We start from the raw sequence: 20,747 nt of genomic DNA, 5'->3' as shown, positions 1-20,747 counted from the left end.
CCTTGACCTCGAGCATGGTTGAGGAACCAGGATGATCGTCGTACCGCCGGGTCCAGTACACCCACCGGCGGTTACGAAAACAGCCGCACGCTCAGTGAAGAGGGTGCGGCTGTTGGGTTTTGCGGAACTACGCTTCAGGCTCCGGACGGGCGGCGCGAGTAGCCGCGGCGGCGGCGCGGACCTGCGGAGCCACCAGGACAACCTGGCCGAGCACGCCGTTGATGAACGACGGGGAGTCGTCGGTCGAGAGTTCCTTGGCCAGTTCCACGGCCTCGTCGACGGCGACAACCGGCGGAACATCGTTGGCGTGGAACAACTCCCACACCGCGATGCGCAGAATGGCGCGGTCCACGGCGGGCAGGCGGGACAGCGTCCAGTCCTGCAGGTAGGACTCGATGGTGCCGTCCACGCGATCCAGATCGTCGGCTACGCCTTCGACCAGGATGTGGGTGTAGGCGTGCACCGGGGCGACGGCCTGATCACCGCGCGCCAGCTCGACGCGCTCGGACAGCAGGTCGGCTACGTCGACGTCGCGGGCCTCCGCTTCGAAGAGCAGGTCGACCGCGCGGCGCCGGGCTTTGTGCCGGGCGCCGAGCTTTTTGAACTTCTTGTCTTCTGGCTGCTGAGGCACTGTCACAGTATCCGCGCGTCGTCAGGAGTTGACGCGGCTGATGTAGCTGCCGTCGCGGGTGTCGATCTTCAGCTTGTCACCCTGGTTGATGAACAGCGGGACCTGCACCTCGGCGCCGGTCGCGATGGTGGCGGGCTTGGTGCCGGCGCTGGAGCGGTCACCCTGCAGGCCCGGCTCGGTGTGGGTGACCTCGACCTCGATGGAGACCGGGAGCTCGATGAACAGCGCCTCGCCCTCGTACATCGCGATCTGCACGCCCATGTTCTCCATCAGGAAACCGCTCGCCTTGCCGACGATGTTCTCCTGGAGGTGGATCTGGTCGTAGGTCTCGCCATCCATGAAGATGTAGTCCGAGCCGTCGTGGTAGAGGTAGGTCATGTCACGACGGTCGACGGTGGCGGTCTCCACCTTGACGCCCGCGTTGAAGGTCTTGTCGACGACCTTGCCCGACACCACGTTCTTCAGCTTGGTCCGCACGAAGGCGGGGCCCTTACCCGGCTTGACGTGCTGGAATTCGACGATCTGCTGGAGCTGATTGTCGATCTTCAGCACAAGGCCGTTCTTGAAGTCGCTGGTGTCCGCCACTGTCCTCGGATCTCCTCGTTCGTAACAGGTAAAGCCGGCGTCATTCGACGACGGTCAGGTCTTTGCTGGTGTTGGTGAGCAACTCCGGGCCCCCCTCCCGCACCACGAGCGTGTCCTCGATCCGGACCCCGCCGCGGCCGGGAAAGTACACACCGGGTTCGACGGTCACCGCCACGCCGGACAGAAGTGTACCGGTTCCGGATTTCATGATCCCCGGTGCTTCATGGATCCGCAGTCCGACACCGTGCCCGAGACCGTGCGAGAACAGCCTGCCGTGCCCGGCGGCTTCGATGACCGAGCGTGCGGCGGCGTCGACATCGACGACCTCCGCGCCCGGGCGCAACGCGTTGCGCCCGGCCCGCTGCGACTCCTCCACCAGGGCATACACCTCGCGCTGCCAATCGCTGGGTGCGCCGAGCACGAAGGTGCGGGTCATATCCGAGTGGTAGCCGCCGATCACCGCGCCGAAGTCGATCTTGACGAAGTCACCGGCCCGCAAGATCGCGCCGGTCGGGCGGTGATGCGGAATCGCCGAATTGGGGCCCGCGGCGACGATGGTCTCGAACGCGATCGCCTCCGCGCCGTGCTCGTACATGGCCCATTCCAGGTCTCGGGCGACCTGTCGTTCGGTGCGGCCGGGGCGGAGCGCACCACGTTCCAGGATCGTGGCCAGCGCGGCGTCACCGGCGGCGCAGGCAGCCCGCAACTGGGCCACCTCGTAATCGTCCTTGACCATGCGTAACTGTTCGACCAGACCGGGAATCGGCACCAGTTCCAGGCCCGTCTTCTGCTCAGCGAATCCCCGCTGCTGGTCGACGGTGACGATGTGGCTTTCGTAGCCGACCCGCCCGACCTGCCATTCCCCCGCCAGCTCCATGATGCGCCGGGCGGTGGCGCGCGCGATCTCGGCACGCAGATCGGGGACCTGCTGGGCGACCTGGTCGCGGTAGCGGCCGTCGGTGCCGATCACCGTGCGCTCCTCGGCATTCCGCATTTCCCACGCGTGCACCAGCAGTGCCGCGTTGGACCCGGTGAAGCCGGTGAGGTACCTGACGTTCACCAGATCGGTGACCAGCAGGGCGTCGACCTCGTTCTCCATCAGCAGACTCCGCAACGCGCTACGGCGCGCCGCGTAATCGGGCCCAGGGGCCGCGTGATCAGCACACATGGAAACCAAACTACCGCCGACACGCCGCCCCGCGGAGCCACAACACGAGACCGGCGATCAGCCGGCATCGCTTCGTTGCCGGTCTGTGCCACTGGCGGGAGACGCAAAACGTGGGCAACCGGAAGACGCCTCGTCATCGCGGATTCCTATTCGATCTGATGCCACCGGACCGCCGGTATCGATAGGTTCCGGTTCCCATCTTCGATTGCCCACGGCCGGACACGATCGAACACGGGACGGGGACGGCCTGCGGGTTCAGGTCACAGCTGGTGATTGAGACGATTATCGGTGGTAGGGCAGATGAAGCGGTCGTTTTGCCTGGGCCGATGCTGCCTCGGCGATGATGTTGTGAGACGGCTGGTCTGATGCCTCGCCCGGTGGTGTTTACACGTCCGGCATGCGGAAAGTTTTCGATCCGCTAACTCGCCGGTTCGCGCACGGTCCCATCGCGCTGTAATGCCGATTACACGATGCCGTCATGTCATCTACCCGAAAACCGAGTTGAGCCAACGGATCCGCGTCCGAATTGATCAGCCTTTGATAGCTGAGGATGGACCTTTCAGCGCCGCTTGGATAACCATGGAGAACCCAAAATAGAGGTGAACCAAGCCGAGCATCGAAACCATGAAGTTGTGGTACTGGATCCCCTCCTGTTCGGGGTCTTCGGCGAGTTCGTCGTAGGCCTCGCTGTGTTTGCCGAAGTGGATCAACTCGCCGTAGTTGTACAAGTTGATGATCTCGGCCGGGTTCACGTCGCCGTACATTTCGAGCTGGTCGATCTGGGCAGACGTGTAGCCGTGGCTCGCAAGTACCGTGCGGCACACGATGTTTTGCAAGGGCTGATTCATCAGCTGGCCCCGAGCTTTGCGCCAAGCCGCGAGAATTTCCATCCGCTTTCCGGCATGGCCGTCGGACTCCCGTTTGGCGTACTTGGCCAGGATGTTGGCGACGTTCGAAAAGTCGGGATCGCCAGCACTCGAGCTGTGCAACTGCCGGAACCTCACCGAGAACCCCACAGTGATATCGTCTTCGGCTCGGTTGAAGGCCATCGTTGCGTCACCGTTCTCAAGCGACATCGTCATCCCACCTTTGTGGCTAACCACGCTGTAAGCCGCGGTCTTCTCGCAGACCTGGACGAATCTCATCAGGTTCCGACGGTCCGCCGAATCGACAGGAGAGGTGAGTGGGGGAAAATCTGCGGGATCAGGTAGGCCGAAAGCATAGGTGAGGTGCTGCCAGTGGTACTCGAAATGCGCTGGCTCGGCGGAGTATTCGCGCAGCGGGGGCCGGAACTTTAGTGCCACCGGGAGGATGGAGTCCTGATGGGTGATCCATCTGGCTGTGAGAGTCCCACCGCGTTCCCGCTTCGGCACGACCTTAAGCTCCGGCAGCGATTGTCGGTTCTTCTTCGGAGGCGCCGACGGCTTTGAAGGCCTGTTCGGGTTCTTCCGCCCGTACTTCTTCGTCATGCTCGGCCTCATCTGACAGTTGGTGGAGGTCTCGGTGCTGGACCTAGGGTGACCGATCCAGCGCACCTCCCGCTACCGAGTTTTACCAGGGGAAGCCTGGAGACGCTGGATGCACAACGCACTCTCTTGCCGCGAACCGCGCTTTTCGAACCGGCCAGCCATGGCCCACAGAAGACCAACGAACCGAGAGGCTTCGGCTGCCGACAGCGCGCGGGTCGGTTCTTCGACACCTCGGGGTAGGCGATCCGGCGCCTAACTCATAAACAACGCTTTGATCGCCGACGGGTTGGCACTGGGGCGAGGTGTCGGTGTACAGCTTCTCTCGGGTGAACTCCGCGTCCACTCGGGGAGTTCATCGACTACTTCAACGCCAACATCGCGACCCGAGGATCAGCCGTCTGACTGAAAAAGAGCAGGCAGCGACGCTGGGATTGTGGACACGCGGGCGCGCCATGACGAGCGCGACGGCCACCTGGTCGAGACCAAGGCCGTCGCGGTCGCGACCTGCCGGATCTAGCGCCCCTCCAGCCGCGTACCCGGGCAGGGCGGCTCGACGGCGCGCCCTTTGCCACGATCTAAGAGCAGCATGGCTCACGCACGACCGCCCGCACGGTCCTGACAGCCATGGCCGACGGCAAATCGCATTGGGCACAGAAACTGTTCGCGTAATGTGGTCTGCTGCGAGGCAACAGCACCACCTACGCCCTGAGCTGGCCGTACCGTGAAGGCTATGTGGCCATTGTCCACAGATACGAGGCGTGGTGGTCAGTTCCGACTGCACCGATGACCAGCACGTGCTGACCGAAAAGAGACGCTTCGCCGCCAACCTCGCCGCCGAGCACCTCCGGGTGTAGGAGCAGCCGTCTAGCCTTGAGATGGCCAGCGGCCCGATCATGCTCGACCTGCAACCCCCACACTGCGACTGAACGGCATTCCAGCTTCTTCTCGTCCTTGTTCGCCGCGTCGAAGGCTGCATTGGCAGCTCCGAGAGCCACGATGAATCCGGCAAGCAGGATCGCCAGCCCCATCGCCGAAGCGAACTTGGAGAAGCCGGTCTCCACCGACTGCCACGCGCTCGCGCCTCCGTTGGAGGCTGCGAAGCCGCACACGATCCCGCATATGAGCGGCACCACGACGATCGCCGTGAGTGTCAACCAGAAGGCACTCGAACCGATCTGCATCATCAGACTTCACTTCTCCCCAACGATCACATGAGGCCTTCTGGGATGCGCCCAGCTCAGACCATTGTAGAGTTTCATACTAGCCTACCCAGTGTAGAGTTTTACACATGGTGCGCGACGTCCGCATAACCCTTCAGACCTTGCAAGTCCTACGGGTGCTACTGAGCCGGCCAGCCGACGAGCACTACGGGTTGAAGATTGCCCAAGAGTCCGGCCTGGCCACCGGCAGCATTTACCCGATCCTTGCGCGCCTCGAGACCGCCGGCTGGGTCACCAGCGAATTCGAGAAGATCGACGAATCACGGGAAGGGCGACGCCGCCGCCGTCACTACCAACTCACCGACGACGGGGCTGCAAGGGCACAGATCGAGATCAACAAGGCACAACAGCAGTTGGCGCCCTCGGCTACACCTGCACTCGCGCAGCAGTTCATTCCACGGCCGGGGGTGGTGTGATGGGGGCCGTTGCGGAGGTCCTCGACGTAATCGGGGCGGAACGCTCCGCACATGCCCTCAGAATGACGAGTCTGCGTGTTGCGGTCGGCAAGATTCGGATGCAGATGTTCCTGGCTGCAGTTTCGTTGTGGTTCCTGCCTCCGCGTGATCGACCGCGCTATCGCGAGGAGTGGGGCGCCGCGCTGGACGAGGTCGCCGAGGCCGGTCTGCCCGTCCTCCGCGCTACCTTTCGGATCCTCCTCGGTGCTCCTGCGGTCGGCTTCGCCCTTCGTGGGGAGCATCGGCGTCAACGCATTGCCGAGCGCCTTGCCATGAAATCTCGAATCGACGCCTACATGAGCTACAGCGCCGCTTTTCATGATCCGACGGTTGTGGAGCTCCAGCACGCGCTAATTAGGGCTGCGCGGGGCACCCGCAAGCAAGGAATCACCCTCTTCGAGGACCCCGACCGGCCCGACCGCGTTGATCTGGCGGAAGAGGCAATGGAACTGTCCAAGTGGTTCATCCTGATCGCTTCGCCTGCCGCAGCACGCTCGGAACGGGTGAACAGCGAGGTAGAGCGTTGGGGCGAGAAGCACGGATTCGATCGCCTGCTGATTGTCCAAACGGGCGGCTATATCAGATGGGACAAAGGAAAAAACAGCTTCAACTGGAACCATACGACCGCGCTGCCTCCCACGCTGGAAGGTCGGTCCTTCAAGCGACCGCTTTGCCTCGATCTTCGACCGCACATCGAGTTCACGCTCCTCCCCACCTTCCCCCCTGCTATCGAAGAGGCCGAATTGCGGGCTCAGCGGATCGACTATGTTGCTACGCGACTCGCAGCGATCTGCCTCGACACGTCCAGCCATGAGATCTATCTGTCGACGACCCACAGTTCCAGATTGAGCGCGGCTCGAATCTTTGCCACCACCATGCTGCTGGCCAGCATCCCTCTTGTAGGCCTCACTTTCTATCAAATCAACTAGTCGGTCATACGAGGGTGGAGGTACCAGCGGCGATGAGATCCAGGAGGCGTCGGTACAGAAGGGCCACAACGTCCTTACTCGATGTGAACGCCATCAAGCCCCCACACGCGAGGATGGTCACGACATCGTGCGCCGGGCTGGTCGGTCCTGCACGGTCTTGGTACTAGTGTCCAACTCAGCCGCCTCCGCACCGGCTGTACCTGCTGCGACGCTGTGGCCGATCCGACGCGAAATGCTCGGTGCTGGCCGGGATGCGGATCGCTATTCCGCGCGGGGTGCGGCGGAGACGTAACTGATGGGGTTACGCGTTTCCTAGTAGCTGCCCGATCACCGCTGGCGTTGCCTGCGCGACAGAGCTGGCGGTGATTGGGCCGCCGCCGCGCGCGTGGTGCGCCTGCATTGCCGCGCGTCCGTGGACTAAGGCGGCAAGCTCTCCCGCATCGAAAGCGTCTACGCCGCCGGACATGAGCGCGCCCGCGATTCCTGCCAGGACATCGCCCGCTCCTGCTGTGGCAAGCCAGGGTGGAGCCTCGGCCTGGCTAGCGATCAGGCCGTCGGGGCGCACAACTATCGTTGTCGCCCCCTTCACCAAAACTGTGGCATCGACAGCGCGGGCGATCTCGAGCCCGAAATGCGCTGGCTTCGCTTCGACTTTAGTGCGAGGAACGTCTTGTCCAAGCCATCCCAGGATCCGGGCTACCTCACCGGCGTGAGGCGTCAGTAGCAGCCGGTCAGCGCCGGTTGCTCGCTGGCCTTCGATGCGCCTGCGGACGCATGCCTCGAGAGCGCCGGCATCGACAACACACGGCAGACCACTGGTGAGTGCGATGTCGATGGCGCGGTCCTGCTCCTCGTCATCCTCGACTCCGCTGCCTAGCAGCCACGCTTGGACTTGGCCGACACCCGGCACCGCCTCGGGCACTTCGTTGAGCACGTGCGCTGTTACACGTTCCGGGCCGACATATCGAACGATGCCGGCCCCAGCCTCCTTTGCGCCCATGACGGCCAAGACTGCGGCACCGGGATAGGTGTCTGATCCCGCGATCACGCCGAGTACGCCACGAAGGTATTTGTGGGAGGTAGTGGTCGGGACTGGCCATCGGTTGGCAGCGCCAATGTCGTTGAGACGGCGCACGATCGGCTCAGTGGGTAGTCCCGGCAGGCCGACGTCTACAAACCGTAGTTTCCCGGAGGCGTTGCTGGCGGGCGGTAGGAAGGTGGCGGCCTTCCATGCGGCGAAAGTGACCGTAAGGTCGGCACGGATGTGTGGCCCGCGGATTTCCCCGCTGTCTGGTTCTACTCCGCTGGGGAGGTCGACTGAGATCACTGGGGTGTCGGGCCGTATCGCGGCGGCCAGCTCGGCCGCGTAACCATGTAGTCCACCGGTACCGCTTTCACCGAGGATGCCGTCGACAACCAGTTCGGCAGTTTCCACGGCGCGGATTGCAGTCTCGGTGTTGGAAGCGGTAATGATCTGCCCGCCAGCGGCGGCCAGCTGACGAACACCCGGCTCGTATGCAGAGTCGCCGGTCAGCACGGCGTCGACCGCCACGCCGCGCCGACGAAGCCGGACACCAGCAAGCACGGCGTCGGCACCGTTGTTACCGGTGCCGACGAGCAACGCGACACGGCGGCCGTAGACGCTGCCGCATCGGACTTGCAACTCCTCGGCGATGATGACGGCTAGCCCGCCAGCGGCCTTGCGGAGCAGGCGGTCTGGCGCTCCCTGCTGAAGTTCCTTCGCCACTGCTGCCAGCACATCAGTAGCCGCATAGGCGTAGCGAGCTGTCATATTCTCCACGAGAGGTATTCCACCAGATCCACGCACAATCAGGCCGCGTTGAGCATTCGGCAGCGCAGAGCCAGCGCCCGGACGTGGGGGCGAGCGCGGGCGTGATCTCGGAACAGCATTTCTCGTAGCAGCTCTCGAACAAGTCCGGAGTCGTGGATCTCGTCGGCTGAGATCTTTTCGGCGTCGAGCAGGGTGAGGACGGCCGCCTCATCGTTCTTTTGCTGGACGTGGCCGCGTGCGGTGTCGATAAGGACGCGGGCGCGCCGTTCGACGCTGGGCACATCATCGACGTTCAGGCGTGAGGCGTAGTCCACTATGGCGTCGGGGTGCCCCAGCTCGGCGCGAATTCCCAGCCAGTGGATAGCTACATTCCCCTTTCCGAACATCGTCCAAGGGTCATACCGAGCACCCAACGATCGCGCCGCTTCGTCCGCGATCCGGTGCAGCGCCCAGGCGCGACCTTCCTCGTCGCTCTGCGCCGCCGAGATCGCCGCAGCGAGGTGCAGCATGCCGTAGTCAGCGAGGAGGTCGTCAGTGGGATTCTGGTCGAGCCTCGGCTTCAGTTCGTCGGCTGCGGAAAGGCATAGCCTGGTTGCCTCCTCCTGCTGGCCTGCCCGCCGATACGAGGCCGAAAGGGCCCAAGCGCCGAGCGCAATCAGATGAGGGTCGTCGGCTTCACGCGCGTTGTGCATCGCGCGTTCGGCTGCGATCCAGGACAGTTCGGCTTCGGGAAGATGATGCAGCCACTGGCGAACAATTTGGTAGGTGCCCGATAGGGCACGGGCCACGCGTCTGGGGTCATCGTGTTTCGCGGCCACCATGACCGCATTCGCGTCGGCTAGAAGATCCGGCAGCACCCGCCCCAGCGCACGATGCGCGGTGGGAGAGGTGTGCCATGTAGTCCACGCCTGCGCGACCCTATGGCCTACGTCATCCAACGACACCTCGACTGGCGAGGTTGCGGACAGAGGCCCGGGGACCGCGGCGCGCAGCATCACCTCGCGGACCGCCGCGACCGCTTCGACTTTGGGACGCGGGCCGGGTATCAGTGAGTCGATTGGCTGGCCGAGCAGATCATCCAATCTGCATCCGAGAACAGTCGAGATGTTGATCAGGTCGGTCAACCTCTCAGGATGCTGGATCCCGCGTTCTACGAGACCGACCCATGCGGCCGACTTGCCTATACGTGCAGCGAGATCCACTTGCGACATCTCGATTGCCCTGCGGTATACGGCGATATTGGCGCCGATGCCGCCGATCAGTGATTCAGGACCCATATCACGAGCGTACAGATCGAAGTTCGTAAAAAATTACGAGTTTGCAGGTCAACGGACTCTTACTGTTCTGATCAGCATCCAATGCAGTTAAGCGTCCTGCGGCGATGCTGTCGGGATCCGGGTCGCGAACTGGCGAGGGTCATTCTCATCGCGGCCCGGGTGCCGTCTTTCAAGACGCTCACGGTCGCACGGGAAGAAGGCCCCGGCATGGTTCCGCCACACCCAACGCACGCGCGACTCCATGGGGTTATCCCGCTCGGAGTTGTGTCCGCAGTCCAGGCTGCGAAAGAGAGTGGCCCGGCCGTCGATTCGGCGGCCGTACGCAAGTACATCAGGGACTGTGGTTGGTGGCCCTTACCCGCGCAGCTCGGCTCGCGGTGGAATCAGATGTCCGGCCCTGATGTGCTCGAGTGCGCCGCCGATGACCGAACGCCGATCTCCAGCATTCTCAAGGGCATCGCTCGTGCTGGCGGAAGCCCCGAGTCCGCGCCGGTAGTGCTCGTGGTGCCAACTCTGGCCCACATCGGCCTCAGCGATCTGCAGTCGATCCAGTTGGTGGCGGACGTAGCAGTGATCACCGGGGGCCTTCTGCTGCGCCGCAGCAGAGCCCAAGTCATGCAACCAGATTGGTGCAAACCAGTCGCGGCGGTCAGACAGTGGGCGCGGTCATGACCGCGTGGATTGCGACGAATGCAATCACCAGCGAGGCAGGTGAATTCGGTGCGAGGATTCTGCTGCTTCTCCTATTCGTCGGTCTGGGTGGTTTCGGGGCCTTCGGCTGGCTTGCGGTGGCTTTGTTCCGCCGCGACCTTCGCCGCGCCTACTCCATCGCCACCGCCCCGAAACCACCCTGGCGTGTCCGACGGGCGCAAGCCCGCGCATTGCGGCGTCTCGCAGCCGATCTGGCGCAGATGGAAACCGCCGGGCTGGTCACGTCCTCGGTCGAAAAGCCATAGGGAGAAATTTTGCTCGTGCCCGACCTGATCCTCCCTGCCGAGACCGGACCTGACTCCCGGCTTGAATCCACGAATGCCATCGGGCCGCTTGCTAATAACCGGCCCACGCCCACGATCTCCTCGCCACCCATGGCGATCATGACCGCAAATGCCGCACCGGTGTTTGTCGGTGGGTGCTCAATCCCGCTGGTCATGACCCTGCCGCCGACTCCGCAGACGGCGCGGCCTGTGTGGCTGGGCAGCAGGCCAGCTCGCGCTGCTGACCTCCGGCCGGTGGACTTGTGGCGAATGCGCGCGTCCCGCAGACCTGCGGCTTCGATCGGCTTCATCCGCAGCGACCTTTCGCATCTGCCTCGCTACATCGACGAGACCGAGCTATGGCGTCTGGCAGCGGATTTCGGCTACCAGCTGCTCGACATCGTGACCGTGGCCGGGGGCGGCACGTCCTCGATGATGCGCCTGCATCACGTGATTCGGAATATGGCGCTCATCGACGGCATCTTCGTCACGGCCGTGTTGACGGTTTCCCTGTCCCATATCCGTGGGGACTCGAGTCCGATCCTGGGCTGGTGTGACGACGTGGTGACCGCCGATGACGACACCACCTACTCGCGTACTCACGAGGGGGCGGCTGGTCATGACCTATGAACACCGGCCGGGCTGTATGGAGCCCACCTTGGCGCACGTGCAGTCCCACCTCCACGACTGCCTCATCGACCCTGGCCCGCTCAACGCCACCACTGCCGCCACGGCGGCGAAATGGCACGACAGGTGCTCGACGGTGTGCCGGGTGCGCCCACGGCTGGACGCCTTCAATGCGGCACTGCCGCCTGACAGCGAGAGAGTGCCCGATGAGTGAGCAAGCCGCTTCAGTCTGGCCGTTGCTGGGCAAAGGAAGCCACGCACACCTGTGGGAACTGCCGAGACAACGAAACAGTAAGGGACGTAACTGTGTATAGCTTCTACCGGTCGGCGCACGAGATGTATCACGTACTCAGGCGCCAGTACCGGCTGCCTGTGTATCTCGACGGTGACCATGTGCTGTTGCGCTGCGGATCCGACATCGCGGCGGTCACTATGCCGCCAGCGGTCGGAAGGCAGGTGTGCAAGATCCTCACGCTGAGTATCCACACCGTCGCGCCGCCAGCGGTAGAAGTTCCCAGCGCCGACCGGTGGATTCTATTGTGTGCCACCGAGTCCCAACCGGTCGACGCGCAGCAAATCCTGGAGCTGGCTCGTCACGGTGTCGGTGTCCAGCGGCCCGGTTACTGCGTGGTGATGCCGACAAGCGCGTGGGGTCCTGCCCGGTGGGCCGAAGATCCCGCGCCAGCGATCGGGGCACGCCTACCGGCACGCTCCGTCGTTCTCGACGCCGCGATAGCCGCAGTGCGGTCACTGCCAGCGCCGGGAAAAGGCCGGTCCTGACATGAATCTCGGCACCGACAGGGCGGATGCCGTGATCAGCCCTGCGTCGCCGGAGGTCAGGGCACATAGCGCGTCTGGTTGGGCGCGCTGTGAGCGCTCGCCAACCCCGTCCCCCGGGCTATCCGGTTGGCGAGCGCTCACCTCTTACTCCAGCGCGGCTGTGCCCGAGAACCGTTGCAGCCCAGTGACTTCCCTCAAACCACAGAAGGGTGAGAATATCGTGACCCACATCAGCACCTACACCAGCTGCGCCTCCGGCGGGTTGGCTGCCGTGCAGTCGCGTCTTATCGATCGCGAGGCAGCGACCACGTTGCAGCGAAACTACAACTCCCACATCGTGATCGGCCTCCTGCAAACCCCTGCCTACGCCACCGCGATCCTCTCGGCCAGCATCGCCATGCTCGACATCCCCGACGACACCTGCGTGGAGGGGATCGAAACCGTTACCGGGGTCGCAGCATCCAGCGATGCCCGCGACGTCGCGCTGGCAGCACGAACCTTCGACGCGATCTTCGAAGTCGCCGCCTACGGACAGGACGCACGGGCCATCCTGGCCCGCGCCCTCGACAACCACACCAATAATTCCACCGCCAGCGAAGGCTGACCATCATGCACTCAGCTACGGCCGGACCCACGCCAGACAATCCGCGGCCGGCGAGGATACCGAACTCAGCTCTACCCCAACGCGTTCCCTGGACCGGTCCAGTAACTCACCTCGCAGGTGCGCCGGTCGATGTTATTGCGCGATGCCTGGAGTCGTTGCGGAAGGTTGAGGCCGCTGGCGGCAAATGGCGAGAAGACCACTTCGCTTCGTCGGCGTTTTCGACGCGAGCACCGGAAATTCCGAACGCATGACCGAGATACGTCGGTACTTCAGCCCTCAGCGACTGCGGGTCCTGGAAGTCATGGTCGATGGCCGGACGCACACGGTGGAAGGGCTGTACCGCAAATGTGGAATGTCACGCCCGCACAGCGCTGCGCGTGCACTGAACTGGCTGTGCCGGTGGCAGTACGTGAGAGTTGGCGAACCTGAATGGTTTGCAGCTGATTGCAGCGTGATCGAACCTCGGTTCGTTCTCACCGAGAAAGGGCTCGCAGTGGCAAGAAAAGTCGTCTTCGGAGACACAGCGCCTGTGCACAGCCAAAACATCGAGGAGTTGCGCCAGCCCACCAGGCAATACACCGTGGAGATGGTGTCCATGCGCCACAGGAAAGGGGACACTCCGGCGATCGTCGGCTCAGGAAACCTCGCAGAATGCAGAGAAAGATTGGGTGCTATCGCCGACACATTCAGGAGCTGCAATCTGCGGGTATCACCTTTGGACGGAGATGAATTCGAGGCTGTGTTGTCGGGCGGTCGCCAGATCGTGCGGATCGTGCCGTGCGCCCACGAGACCGAGACGGCTGGCCCGTGCCACACTGGCCCGGCGACTGGGGGGATCACACGAGGAAGGCAGCAGATGAGTGACGACGATCAGATGATGATGGACCTCGGACCCGAGGTGAAGCAGACCGAGTGGGGCAAGTGGCACGACGCTGCGCGCCGCACCGAGCAGGTACGGAAGTTCATGGAACTCGCTGGGCTGGAACGTATCCCGGCACAGCCATGGCCGGACGACTCGCCGGAAGTGAAGCGCCTCGACGGTGTGATCGCCGAGTGGTTTCCGGATATGGCTTCGGCGCGGGCGCCTGAGAACTCGGACAGGATTGATGCGTTCGTTTGTTTCATCGGCGAATGTTTTATCGAGTTCACTGGCGCGGAGTGGATCGAATACAAGTGGTTCGGGCGTGACCACTCCTTCTACGACGATGTGAATCCCGCGCTGCGGTTGGATACCTACGACGAAGATGTGGAAACCGCATGGGGTCTGGTGGAGGACATGTTCGAGTCTTCCCAAGGCGTATGCTCGCGATTTGCCGCGATTCTTCGCGAGTACACCGCCGATCATGAGGCCAAGCGCCGCGCGGAATCTGATCCGACCTGACGCTGAGGTGATCGGGGGTGGGGTGTCGGTATGGACGGCTATGACAGAGATCGTGAACCGATCCGAGACAACAACCAACGGGGCAGGATCTTCGAGAACGGCTCCTACCGATACTTCCGCGACAAAGAGAACGGATACGTACAGGGGTCTAAGACGCTGGAGTCTCCGAAAGGTCGAATGCAGGTCGACAAGTACAAGGAGACCCGGGGACTTACACGCACGATCGAGGAAAAATCCGGCCGGTTCGAGGGTCCGAAAGATGAGAAGCAACTCAAGGTTGCGCGGTATCTGCTGGGGACCGGTGAAATACACAAGCATGTGGTCCGCTCGGTCGAAGGCGAATATGTTTCGAAGGAAGTCCGCGAACTGATCGAAGGACTCGAGCGCGACTTCCCGGATCGATTCGAGCATCAGGTCATTTCGAGGGCGGTCGCTCGCCAAATATGGGCTATCGGGCTACAGCGAGAATCTGGGCAGCAACTCGAGCTGCGCGGTGTGGGCGACCAAGCGCGTGAGCAAAGGAACCGTCAACGGCAGCAACAAGGCAAAGACCCCCGGCAGCTGGAGCGAGGGCGTGGCGACGAGCCACAGAAGAAGGACGACCGCGTCAGAGCCCAGCAAGAAGCCGCCCGGAAAGTCGCTCGCGAGGAACGCGTCAAATTCCTGCGCGCTGTTTCCGCGCGCGACATCCCGGGCCGCGAGACTCCCGGACGTGCGCCACCGGCCACACCCGGACAGACGCGAACCACAAAGGACTCCCAGGCGCGCGGCCCGCAGACGAGACAGCCGGCCTCACCCGAACTCGCCAAGGCCATCGAAGCCGCCACCAGAGCCGCGGACGAATGGAACGCCCAGAATCACCGGAGTACTGATGCGCCGCAACCACCAGCCCGCAGCGCTCACGACTCCAGGCCGGTACAGGAGCTGAGCCCCCGTGACCGGGTCATCCGGGAGGCGTCCGAGACGGTAGCCCGAGAAGCGCGGGCCGCCTTGGACAAAGCGATTGCCGAACGCGACGCCCCCGCCCCGCAGCCACCCACCGAGCCCCCACCACGCACCGCAAGCGACGAACAAGCAAAAGCAGCGCGTGAAGCAGCCATCAAGGAACGCAACGCAGCGATCGAGTGGGCACAAGGCAGATTGGGGCCCTTGCAAGTGCCCGGAGCGACATCCGTGCGGCCTCCGTGGGTTCCGCCTCCAGCGATCGAACCTCCCGCCCGCGACGATGACGAGACGACCCGGGCACGCCAACGAGACAGGCGAGACGGCAGAGAAGGCATGGGCCGAGCCCGCCAATAGCTGCCACACTGACCGACGAAACACTCCCCTCCGCCACCACAGCCGCCGCAACGCTAACCCCCACCCCCACACCCGTACCGCCACCAGCCCACAACGGCGGCAGTACGGGCAACCCGGCACGCCACGGGAAACCGTTACTACAGTTGCCCATGTTTCCGTGCCCCCGGCGGGAGACGTGCTGTCCACATCCGCGGGAGTTATCCCCATTCTCGGCTGGCGGGTTGCGTCCGGCGCCGTACGGACGAGGCTGGAGGACATGGAAATTCTGGCGTTCGCGGTGCTCGCGGGGTTGTGCGTGGTGCTGAGCGGATGGGATCTGCGGGAGCGGCGGTTACCGAATTCGCTCACCGGGACCTTGCTGCTGGGTGTGCTCGGATATGCCCTGGGCACTGCGCAATTCACCGCCGCGATGGTCGGGGCGCTGCTACTGGCGGTGCCCTATTTGCTGGTACACCTCGTGGCTCCACACGCGCTCGGCGCGGGCGACGTGAAGCTGGCCGCCGGTCTCGGGGCGGCGGCCGGTCTCGGTGGTGCGCACACTTGGGTCTGCGCCGCGGTCGCCGCGCCGTTCCTCACCGCGGGCGTCGGGGTCGTCGCTTTGTGCGCCGATCGGATTCGACGCCGGACGCAGTCCGCGGGCCCGTATGCGGTGCCGCACGGGCCGGCGATGTGTGCCGCGACTTTGCTCGCCTTGGTGGCGGCGCCACCCTGAGCCGTCGTTGCGCAACCGGGTCCCCGTAGCGATGACCTCTGTACATCGGGGTGGGTTCGCCGCCCGGACACGTGCCCGCAATCACAATCGACCAGATTCCGAAGCTCGGGGACCAGCATGAAAGGATATAAGGCGTGTTGCGCTGGATAACTGCCGGAGAATCCCATGGTCCCGCTCTCGTCACCATCCTCGAGGGGATGGTCGCGGGTGTCGAAGTGACGTCCGACGAGGTCTCCGCACAGCTGGCGCGCCGGCGGCTCGGGTACGGGCGTGGCGCCCGGATGAAGTTCGAGGCCGACAAGGTCACCATGGTCGGCGGCGTCCGCCACGGCCGCACCATGGGCGGGCCGGTCGCCATCGAGGTCGCCAACTCCGAGTGGCCCAAGTGGACCACCGTCATGTCCGCCGACCCGGTGGATCCCGCCGAACTCGCCGACCTCGCCCGCAACGCACCACTCACCCGGCCGCGCCCCGGGCACGCCGACTACTCGGGCATGCTCAAATACAACTTCGACGACGCCCGCAACGTGCTCGAGCGGGCCAGCGCCCGGGAGACGGCGGCGCGCGTCGCCGCGGGCACCGTGGCACGGAACTTCCTGCGTCAGGCGTTCGGCGTCGAGGTCATCTCGCATGTGGTATCCATCGGCACCGCCGTCAACTCCACCGGCGTCGTCCCGACCGCCGCCGATCTCGCCGCCATCGACGAGAGCCCGGTGCGCGCGTTCGATTCCGCCGCCGAAGCCGCGATGATCGCCGAGATCGAAGCCGCCAAGAAGGACGGCGACACCCTCGGCGGCGTGGTCGAGGTGGTCGTGGAGGGTCTGCCGGTCGGCCTCGGCTCGTTCGTCAGCGGCGCGGACCGCCTGGACTCGCGGCTCGCCGCCGCGCTGATGGGCATTCAAGCCATCAAGGGCGTCGAGGTCGGCGACGGTTTCGAGACCGCCCGCCGCCGCGGCAGCCAGGCGCACGACGAGATGAAGCCCGGCCGCGACGGCGTGCTGCGTTCCACCAACCGCGCCGGCGGCCTGGAAGGCGGCATGACCAACGGTGAACCGCTGCGCGTGCGCGCCGCGATGAAGCCGATCTCCACGGTGCCGCGTGCGCTGTCCACGGTCGATATGACCACCGGCGAGGAAGCCGTCGCCATTCACCAGCGCTCCGATGTCTGCGCCGTCCCTGCCGCGGGCGTGGTGGCCGAGGCCATGGTGGCGCTGGTCGTCGCGCAGGCAGCGCTGGAGAAGTTCGGCGGGGATTCGCTGGTCGAGACTGTCGACAACATCAACAGCTACCTCAAGCGGATCAGCTCTCGGCCGCACATACCGCAATGATCGTCCAGACCGATCCACGCACGCCGCGCGTGGTGCTGGTCGGACCGCCGGGGGCGGGGAAATCGACGATCGGCCGCAAGCTCGCCAAAGAACTCGGTGTCGAGCTGTTCGATACCGATGCGGGCATCGAGTCCGAGACCGGCCGCACCATTCCGGAAATCTTCACCACCGACGGCGAGCCCGAGTTCCGCAAGATCGAGGAGCGGGTGGTGCGCCGCGCCATCCTCAACGAGCGCGGCGTGGTTTCGCTCGGCGGCGGCTCCGTGCTGTCCGCCGACACCCGCGCGCTGCTGCGCGGGCGCACCGTGGTGTACCTGGAAATCAGTGTCGCCGAAGGACTTCGGCGCACCGGCGCGAGCAGCCAGCGACCGCTGCTGAACGGTGACGACCCGGGCGCGAAGTACCGCGAACTCATGCGCAAGCGTCGCCCCCTGTACCGCGAGGTCGCCGCCATCCGCGTACGCACCGACGGCCGCAGCCCCGGTCGCGTCGTCCGCATGATCCTGGCCAAACTGGGCGTCGAACCCTCCACCCCGGACCCACTCGCGGCCCCGGCCGAATCCGCGCCCACCCCCTCGGAAGCCAAACCCACCGGCAGCCGTTCCCGTGCCCGCCGCCGCGCCCGAGCCCGAGCCGCCGCGGCTCGGCGCACCACCGGAGAAAACGGCGCGACCGATACCGCCGAAACCCCCAGTCGCTCCGCGGAACCCAGCACCGAGACCGGCAAGTCCACTCGGCGCCGAGGACGCGGCCGCCGCGCTAAGCACACCGGCACCGGCACGAACGATGGATCGCCGACCGACAGCCCCGAGTTATCCGAACACCGCCGAGCGCAACCCGCCGATCCGGCATCGGGCACCGGCACCGGCACTGGCACTGGCACTGGCACTGGCACTGGCACCGAGGAAGCCTCTGTCACGGCTACCGAATCCACTGCCGCGGCGACCCGTTCGGACACTCCACGCCGTTCCCGTCGCTCAGGATCCCGCCGCCGCGGACGCGCCCGAACCACAGCCGGAAAACCCACTGCCGCAGCGGAAGCAGACGGTCCACAGCACGCGTCCGCGAAGACCGACACCACGTCCAGTGCAGCCGGGGATGACGGGCTACCTGTCAACCGCGCAGGCACCGGCGGAGACTTCGGCGGCGTGAACTGTCCCACCGCGTCAACCCACGCTGCCTCCGTCGCATCCGACAGCCACGGGTCATCCGTCAGCGCTGCCGCACCCAACGGATCGGTATCCGGTGGCGTGAGCCGTCCCACCACCCGGCCGCTCGGCCCCACCACGGAAGCGAAGTCCGACAGGACATCCCGTCCCACTGCGGCGAGTGCCGCATCCGGCTCCCTCGATAGTCACAGATCATCGGTCGACGCTGCCCCCGTCACCGGAGCGGTATCCGGCGGAGCGAACCATCCCGCTACGTCCGGCGCACCCGATAGTCACGGAGCATCCATCCCCGCTGCCGCAGGCACCGGCCGTGAAGCTGGAGGACGCACTTCCCGCGGTGCGCGGCGCGCCCGACGCGCAGCGGGAGCACCGACTGGAGACTCCGTCGCCGGCGCCGCATCGACGAGCCGTTCGGACCGTGGGCCTTCCGTCGCGTCGAATGGTTCGGCGGGCGCTGCCCCGGCCACTGGGGCGGCGGCCGGGCCGGACGGCAAGTCCGGCGGCAAGTCCACTTCCAGCGGTCGCGCGCGGCGCGCCCGTTCTCGCCGCGGCCGCGGGCGAAACCAAGACCCTTCGGCACGAACAGAATCGGAGCAGACAACGTGAGTGAGCCGACCCGTATCGAGGTACGCACCGCCGACCCGTATTCGGTGATCATCGGGCGCGGGTTGCTCGGTGAACTCGTCGAGTCGGTCACCGGCGCGACCAATGGGGTGCGTACCGTCGCGATCTTCTATCAACCGCCGCTGGCCGAAACCGCGGAGGCGGTGCGCAAGGCGCTGGCCGACTCGGGGCTGGACGCGCATCGGGTGGAGATTCCCGACGCCGAGGCCGGTAAAGACCTGCAGGTGGCCGGTTTCTGCTGGGAGGTGCTCGGCCGGATCGGGCTGACCCGCAACGATGTCATCGTGAGCCTGGGCGGCGGCGCTGCCACCGACCTGGCGGGTTTCGTCGCCGCCACCTGGATGCGCGGCGTGCAGATCGTGCATGTGCCGACCACGCTGCTGGCCATGGTGGACGCGGCGGTCGGCGGCAAGACCGGCATCAACACCGAGGCGGGCAAGAACCTGGTCGGCTGTTTCCACGAACCCGCCGCGGTCCTGGTGGACCTGGCGACGCTGGAAACGGTGCCCCGCAACGAGATCATCGCGGGCATGGCCGAGATCATCAAGGCCGGTTTCATCGCCGACCCGGTCATCCTGGAACTGGTGGAGCGTGATCCCGCCGCCGCCCTCGATCCCACCGGGGATGTGCTGCCGGAACTGATCCGCCGCGCCATTCAGGTGAAGGCCGACGTGGTCGCCGCCGACCTCAAGGAATCGAGCCTGCGCGAAATCCTCAACTACGGCCACACGCTGGGGCACGCCATCGAACGCCGCGAGCGCTACCGCTGGCGGCACGGGGCCGCGGTCTCGGTGGGTCTGGTGTTCGCCGCCGAACTGGGCCGCCTGGCCGGTCGACTGGACGACGCGACCGCCGACCGCCACCGCGCGGTGCTGGACAGTGTCGGCCTGCCGACCACCTACGACGCCGACGCCCTCCCGCAGCTGCTCGACGCTATGCAGACCGACAAGAAGACCCGCTCCGGAGTGCTGCGCTTCGTGGTGCTCGACGGCCTGGCCAAGCCGGGTCGTCTGGAAGGTCCGGATCCAACCCTGCTCGCGGCCGCCTACTCCGCCATCGCCCGCGAGGACAGCCCCGCCGGCGGCGCCATCCTGCTGTAACGGCTACCGCCCCAACGGCTTCGACACGAACGCCCCGCCTCCGGGAAGCGGGGCGTTCGGCGTGCCAGGTGCGCGTTCAGGCCGCGCTGCCGGCGTGCGCTTTCGTGCTCGATGTGCCCGCCTTCTCGTAACGCCGGTCGGCCACCCTGCGCCCGATGCCGATACCCGCCAGCGCGGGCAGGAAGATCAGCAGCACGATGAACGCCGCCGCCGCGGTCACTTCGAACAGGATCGGGTTGTCACCGAGATCGAACCGCGGCAAGAAGTCCAGCAGCCACGAGACCAAGCCCATCCCGAGCCCCCCGGCCAGTCCCGCCTTCAGCCACAGAATCGTCAGATCGGAGCCGTGCTCCGGATCCGGATGCACCTCCCGATCTTTGCGCCCGTCGAGCACGCCCCACGCCACGACGACACCGACCAGCACCGCCAGGCAGAGCATCCGCATCCACGAGCCTTGCGTCGGCCAGTACACCATCCCGAACCCGAGCAGGGTGCGCATAGCCACCACGAGCCCGCCGAGCAGCACGGCCCGCATAACCCAACCAGTCATGGCCAACACCATAACCCGCAGCTCCACCGATCCGAACTGGAACGGGTATCAGAAATGGGCGGTCGACTCGCCC

19 protein-coding genes and 1 pseudogene are annotated in these 20,747 nt (G+C 65.2%); 12 read left to right on the top strand and 8 right to left on the bottom strand.

The annotated features are described in order from the left end of the window. Window positions 1-127: 127 nt before the first annotated feature. From nusB to BJ987_RS17855, 5 genes are all read right to left on the bottom strand, one after another. The gene (gene nusB, locus BJ987_RS17875; protein WP_209891184.1) at window positions 128-631 is read right to left on the bottom strand and encodes a transcription antitermination factor NusB; all 504 of its coding nucleotides are present in this window, start codon (window positions 629-631) and stop codon (window positions 128-130) included. A gap of 21 nt (window positions 632-652) precedes the next feature. After that, window positions 653-1,216, bottom strand: a complete 564-nt coding sequence (efp, locus tag BJ987_RS17870) for an elongation factor P (RefSeq protein WP_209891181.1) — start codon at window positions 1,214-1,216, stop codon at window positions 653-655. A 40-nt stretch (window positions 1,217-1,256) separates the two neighbouring features. Further along, entirely contained in the window at window positions 1,257-2,384 is a 1,128-nt protein-coding gene (locus tag BJ987_RS17865; protein ID WP_209891178.1) for a M24 family metallopeptidase, read from the bottom strand. Window positions 2,385-2,914: 530 nt separating this feature from the next. After that, window positions 2,915-3,853: a hypothetical protein gene (locus BJ987_RS17860; protein WP_209891175.1), complete on the bottom strand. Its 939-nt coding sequence runs from the start codon at window positions 3,851-3,853 to the stop codon at window positions 2,915-2,917. Between the two features lie 728 nt (window positions 3,854-4,581). Beyond that, complete coding sequence (locus tag BJ987_RS17855) at window positions 4,582-5,037, bottom strand: hypothetical protein (RefSeq protein ID WP_209891171.1); 456 nt, start codon at window positions 5,035-5,037, stop codon at window positions 4,582-4,584. Between the two features lie 104 nt (window positions 5,038-5,141). On the opposite strand from BJ987_RS17855, the gene BJ987_RS17850 reads away from it, so the two are divergent. Both BJ987_RS17850 and BJ987_RS17845 read left to right on the top strand, forming a co-directional pair. Beyond that, window positions 5,142-5,489 (top strand): PadR family transcriptional regulator, encoded by a 348-nt coding sequence (locus tag BJ987_RS17850; RefSeq protein ID WP_209891168.1) that lies wholly within the window; start codon window positions 5,142-5,144, stop codon window positions 5,487-5,489. A gap of 62 nt (window positions 5,490-5,551) precedes the next feature. Beyond that, window positions 5,552-6,457: a hypothetical protein gene (locus BJ987_RS17845; RefSeq protein ID WP_209891165.1), complete on the top strand. Its 906-nt coding sequence runs from the start codon at window positions 5,552-5,554 to the stop codon at window positions 6,455-6,457. A gap of 301 nt (window positions 6,458-6,758) precedes the next feature. Here BJ987_RS17845 and BJ987_RS17840 read toward each other — a convergent pair whose 3' ends face one another. Both BJ987_RS17840 and BJ987_RS17835 read right to left on the bottom strand, forming a co-directional pair. After that, the gene (locus BJ987_RS17840; protein ID WP_209891163.1) at window positions 6,759-8,249 is read right to left on the bottom strand and encodes a bifunctional ADP-dependent NAD(P)H-hydrate dehydratase/NAD(P)H-hydrate epimerase; all 1,491 of its coding nucleotides are present in this window, start codon (window positions 8,247-8,249) and stop codon (window positions 6,759-6,761) included. 38 nt (window positions 8,250-8,287) lie between these two features. Then, a complete protein-coding gene (locus tag BJ987_RS17835) occupies window positions 8,288-9,526 on the bottom strand; it encodes a helix-turn-helix domain-containing protein (protein WP_209891159.1) in 1,239 nt (412 codons plus the stop codon). 668 nt (window positions 9,527-10,194) lie between these two features. Between BJ987_RS17835 and BJ987_RS17830 the strand changes: the two genes are divergently transcribed. From BJ987_RS17830 to aroB, 10 genes and pseudogenes are all read left to right on the top strand, one after another. Next, window positions 10,195-10,482, top strand: coding sequence for a hypothetical protein (locus BJ987_RS17830; RefSeq protein ID WP_209891156.1), 288 nt, complete (start codon window positions 10,195-10,197; stop codon window positions 10,480-10,482). Window positions 10,483-10,497: 15 nt separating this feature from the next. Then, the gene (locus BJ987_RS17825; protein ID WP_209891153.1) at window positions 10,498-11,130 is read left to right on the top strand and encodes a hypothetical protein; all 633 of its coding nucleotides are present in this window, start codon (window positions 10,498-10,500) and stop codon (window positions 11,128-11,130) included. Continuing rightward, window positions 11,120-11,341 (top strand): hypothetical protein, encoded by a 222-nt coding sequence (locus BJ987_RS17820; protein WP_209891150.1) that lies wholly within the window; start codon window positions 11,120-11,122, stop codon window positions 11,339-11,341. The genes BJ987_RS17825 and BJ987_RS17820 overlap by 11 nt, the downstream gene beginning before the upstream one ends. 786 nt (window positions 11,342-12,127) lie before the next feature. Next, window positions 12,128-12,511, top strand: a complete 384-nt coding sequence (locus BJ987_RS38025) for a Scr1 family TA system antitoxin-like transcriptional regulator (protein WP_209891147.1) — start codon at window positions 12,128-12,130, stop codon at window positions 12,509-12,511. Between the two features lie 247 nt (window positions 12,512-12,758). Further along, window positions 12,759-13,892 carry a hypothetical protein gene (locus BJ987_RS17810; RefSeq protein ID WP_209891143.1) on the top strand — a complete coding sequence of 378 codons (1,134 nt, stop codon included), beginning with the start codon at window positions 12,759-12,761 and terminating at the stop codon, window positions 13,890-13,892. A gap of 30 nt (window positions 13,893-13,922) precedes the next feature. After that, window positions 13,923-15,191 carry a hypothetical protein gene (locus BJ987_RS17805; RefSeq protein WP_209891140.1) on the top strand — a complete coding sequence of 423 codons (1,269 nt, stop codon included), beginning with the start codon at window positions 13,923-13,925 and terminating at the stop codon, window positions 15,189-15,191. A 256-nt stretch (window positions 15,192-15,447) separates the two neighbouring features. Continuing rightward, window positions 15,448-15,903 carry an A24 family peptidase gene (locus tag BJ987_RS17800; protein WP_209891137.1) on the top strand — a complete coding sequence of 152 codons (456 nt, stop codon included), beginning with the start codon at window positions 15,448-15,450 and terminating at the stop codon, window positions 15,901-15,903. A 134-nt stretch (window positions 15,904-16,037) separates the two neighbouring features. Beyond that, window positions 16,038-17,231 carry a chorismate synthase gene (gene aroC / locus BJ987_RS17795; protein WP_209891135.1) on the top strand — a complete coding sequence of 398 codons (1,194 nt, stop codon included), beginning with the start codon at window positions 16,038-16,040 and terminating at the stop codon, window positions 17,229-17,231. Then, window positions 17,228-17,746: pseudogene (locus BJ987_RS37325) on the top strand (shikimate kinase); the annotation flags it as partial. The gene aroC and the pseudogene BJ987_RS37325, both read left to right, overlap by 4 nt. A 1,256-nt stretch (window positions 17,747-19,002) precedes the next feature. Further along, window positions 19,003-20,124, top strand: coding sequence for a 3-dehydroquinate synthase (gene aroB, locus BJ987_RS17785; protein ID WP_209891129.1), 1,122 nt, complete (start codon window positions 19,003-19,005; stop codon window positions 20,122-20,124). Window positions 20,125-20,200: 76 nt separating this feature from the next. On the opposite strand, the gene BJ987_RS17780 is transcribed toward aroB, so the two are convergent. Continuing rightward, complete coding sequence (locus tag BJ987_RS17780) at window positions 20,201-20,674, bottom strand: B-4DMT family transporter (RefSeq protein WP_245366019.1); 474 nt, start codon at window positions 20,672-20,674, stop codon at window positions 20,201-20,203. Between the last annotated feature and the right edge of the window lie 73 nt (window positions 20,675-20,747).

The organism is Nocardia goodfellowii, assembly GCF_017875645.1.
Taxonomy (GTDB): Bacteria; Actinomycetota; Actinomycetes; order Mycobacteriales; family Mycobacteriaceae; genus Nocardia; species Nocardia goodfellowii.
The sequence above is the reverse complement of the archived record's forward strand: the minus strand, read 5'-3'. Positions and strand labels throughout refer to the sequence as shown.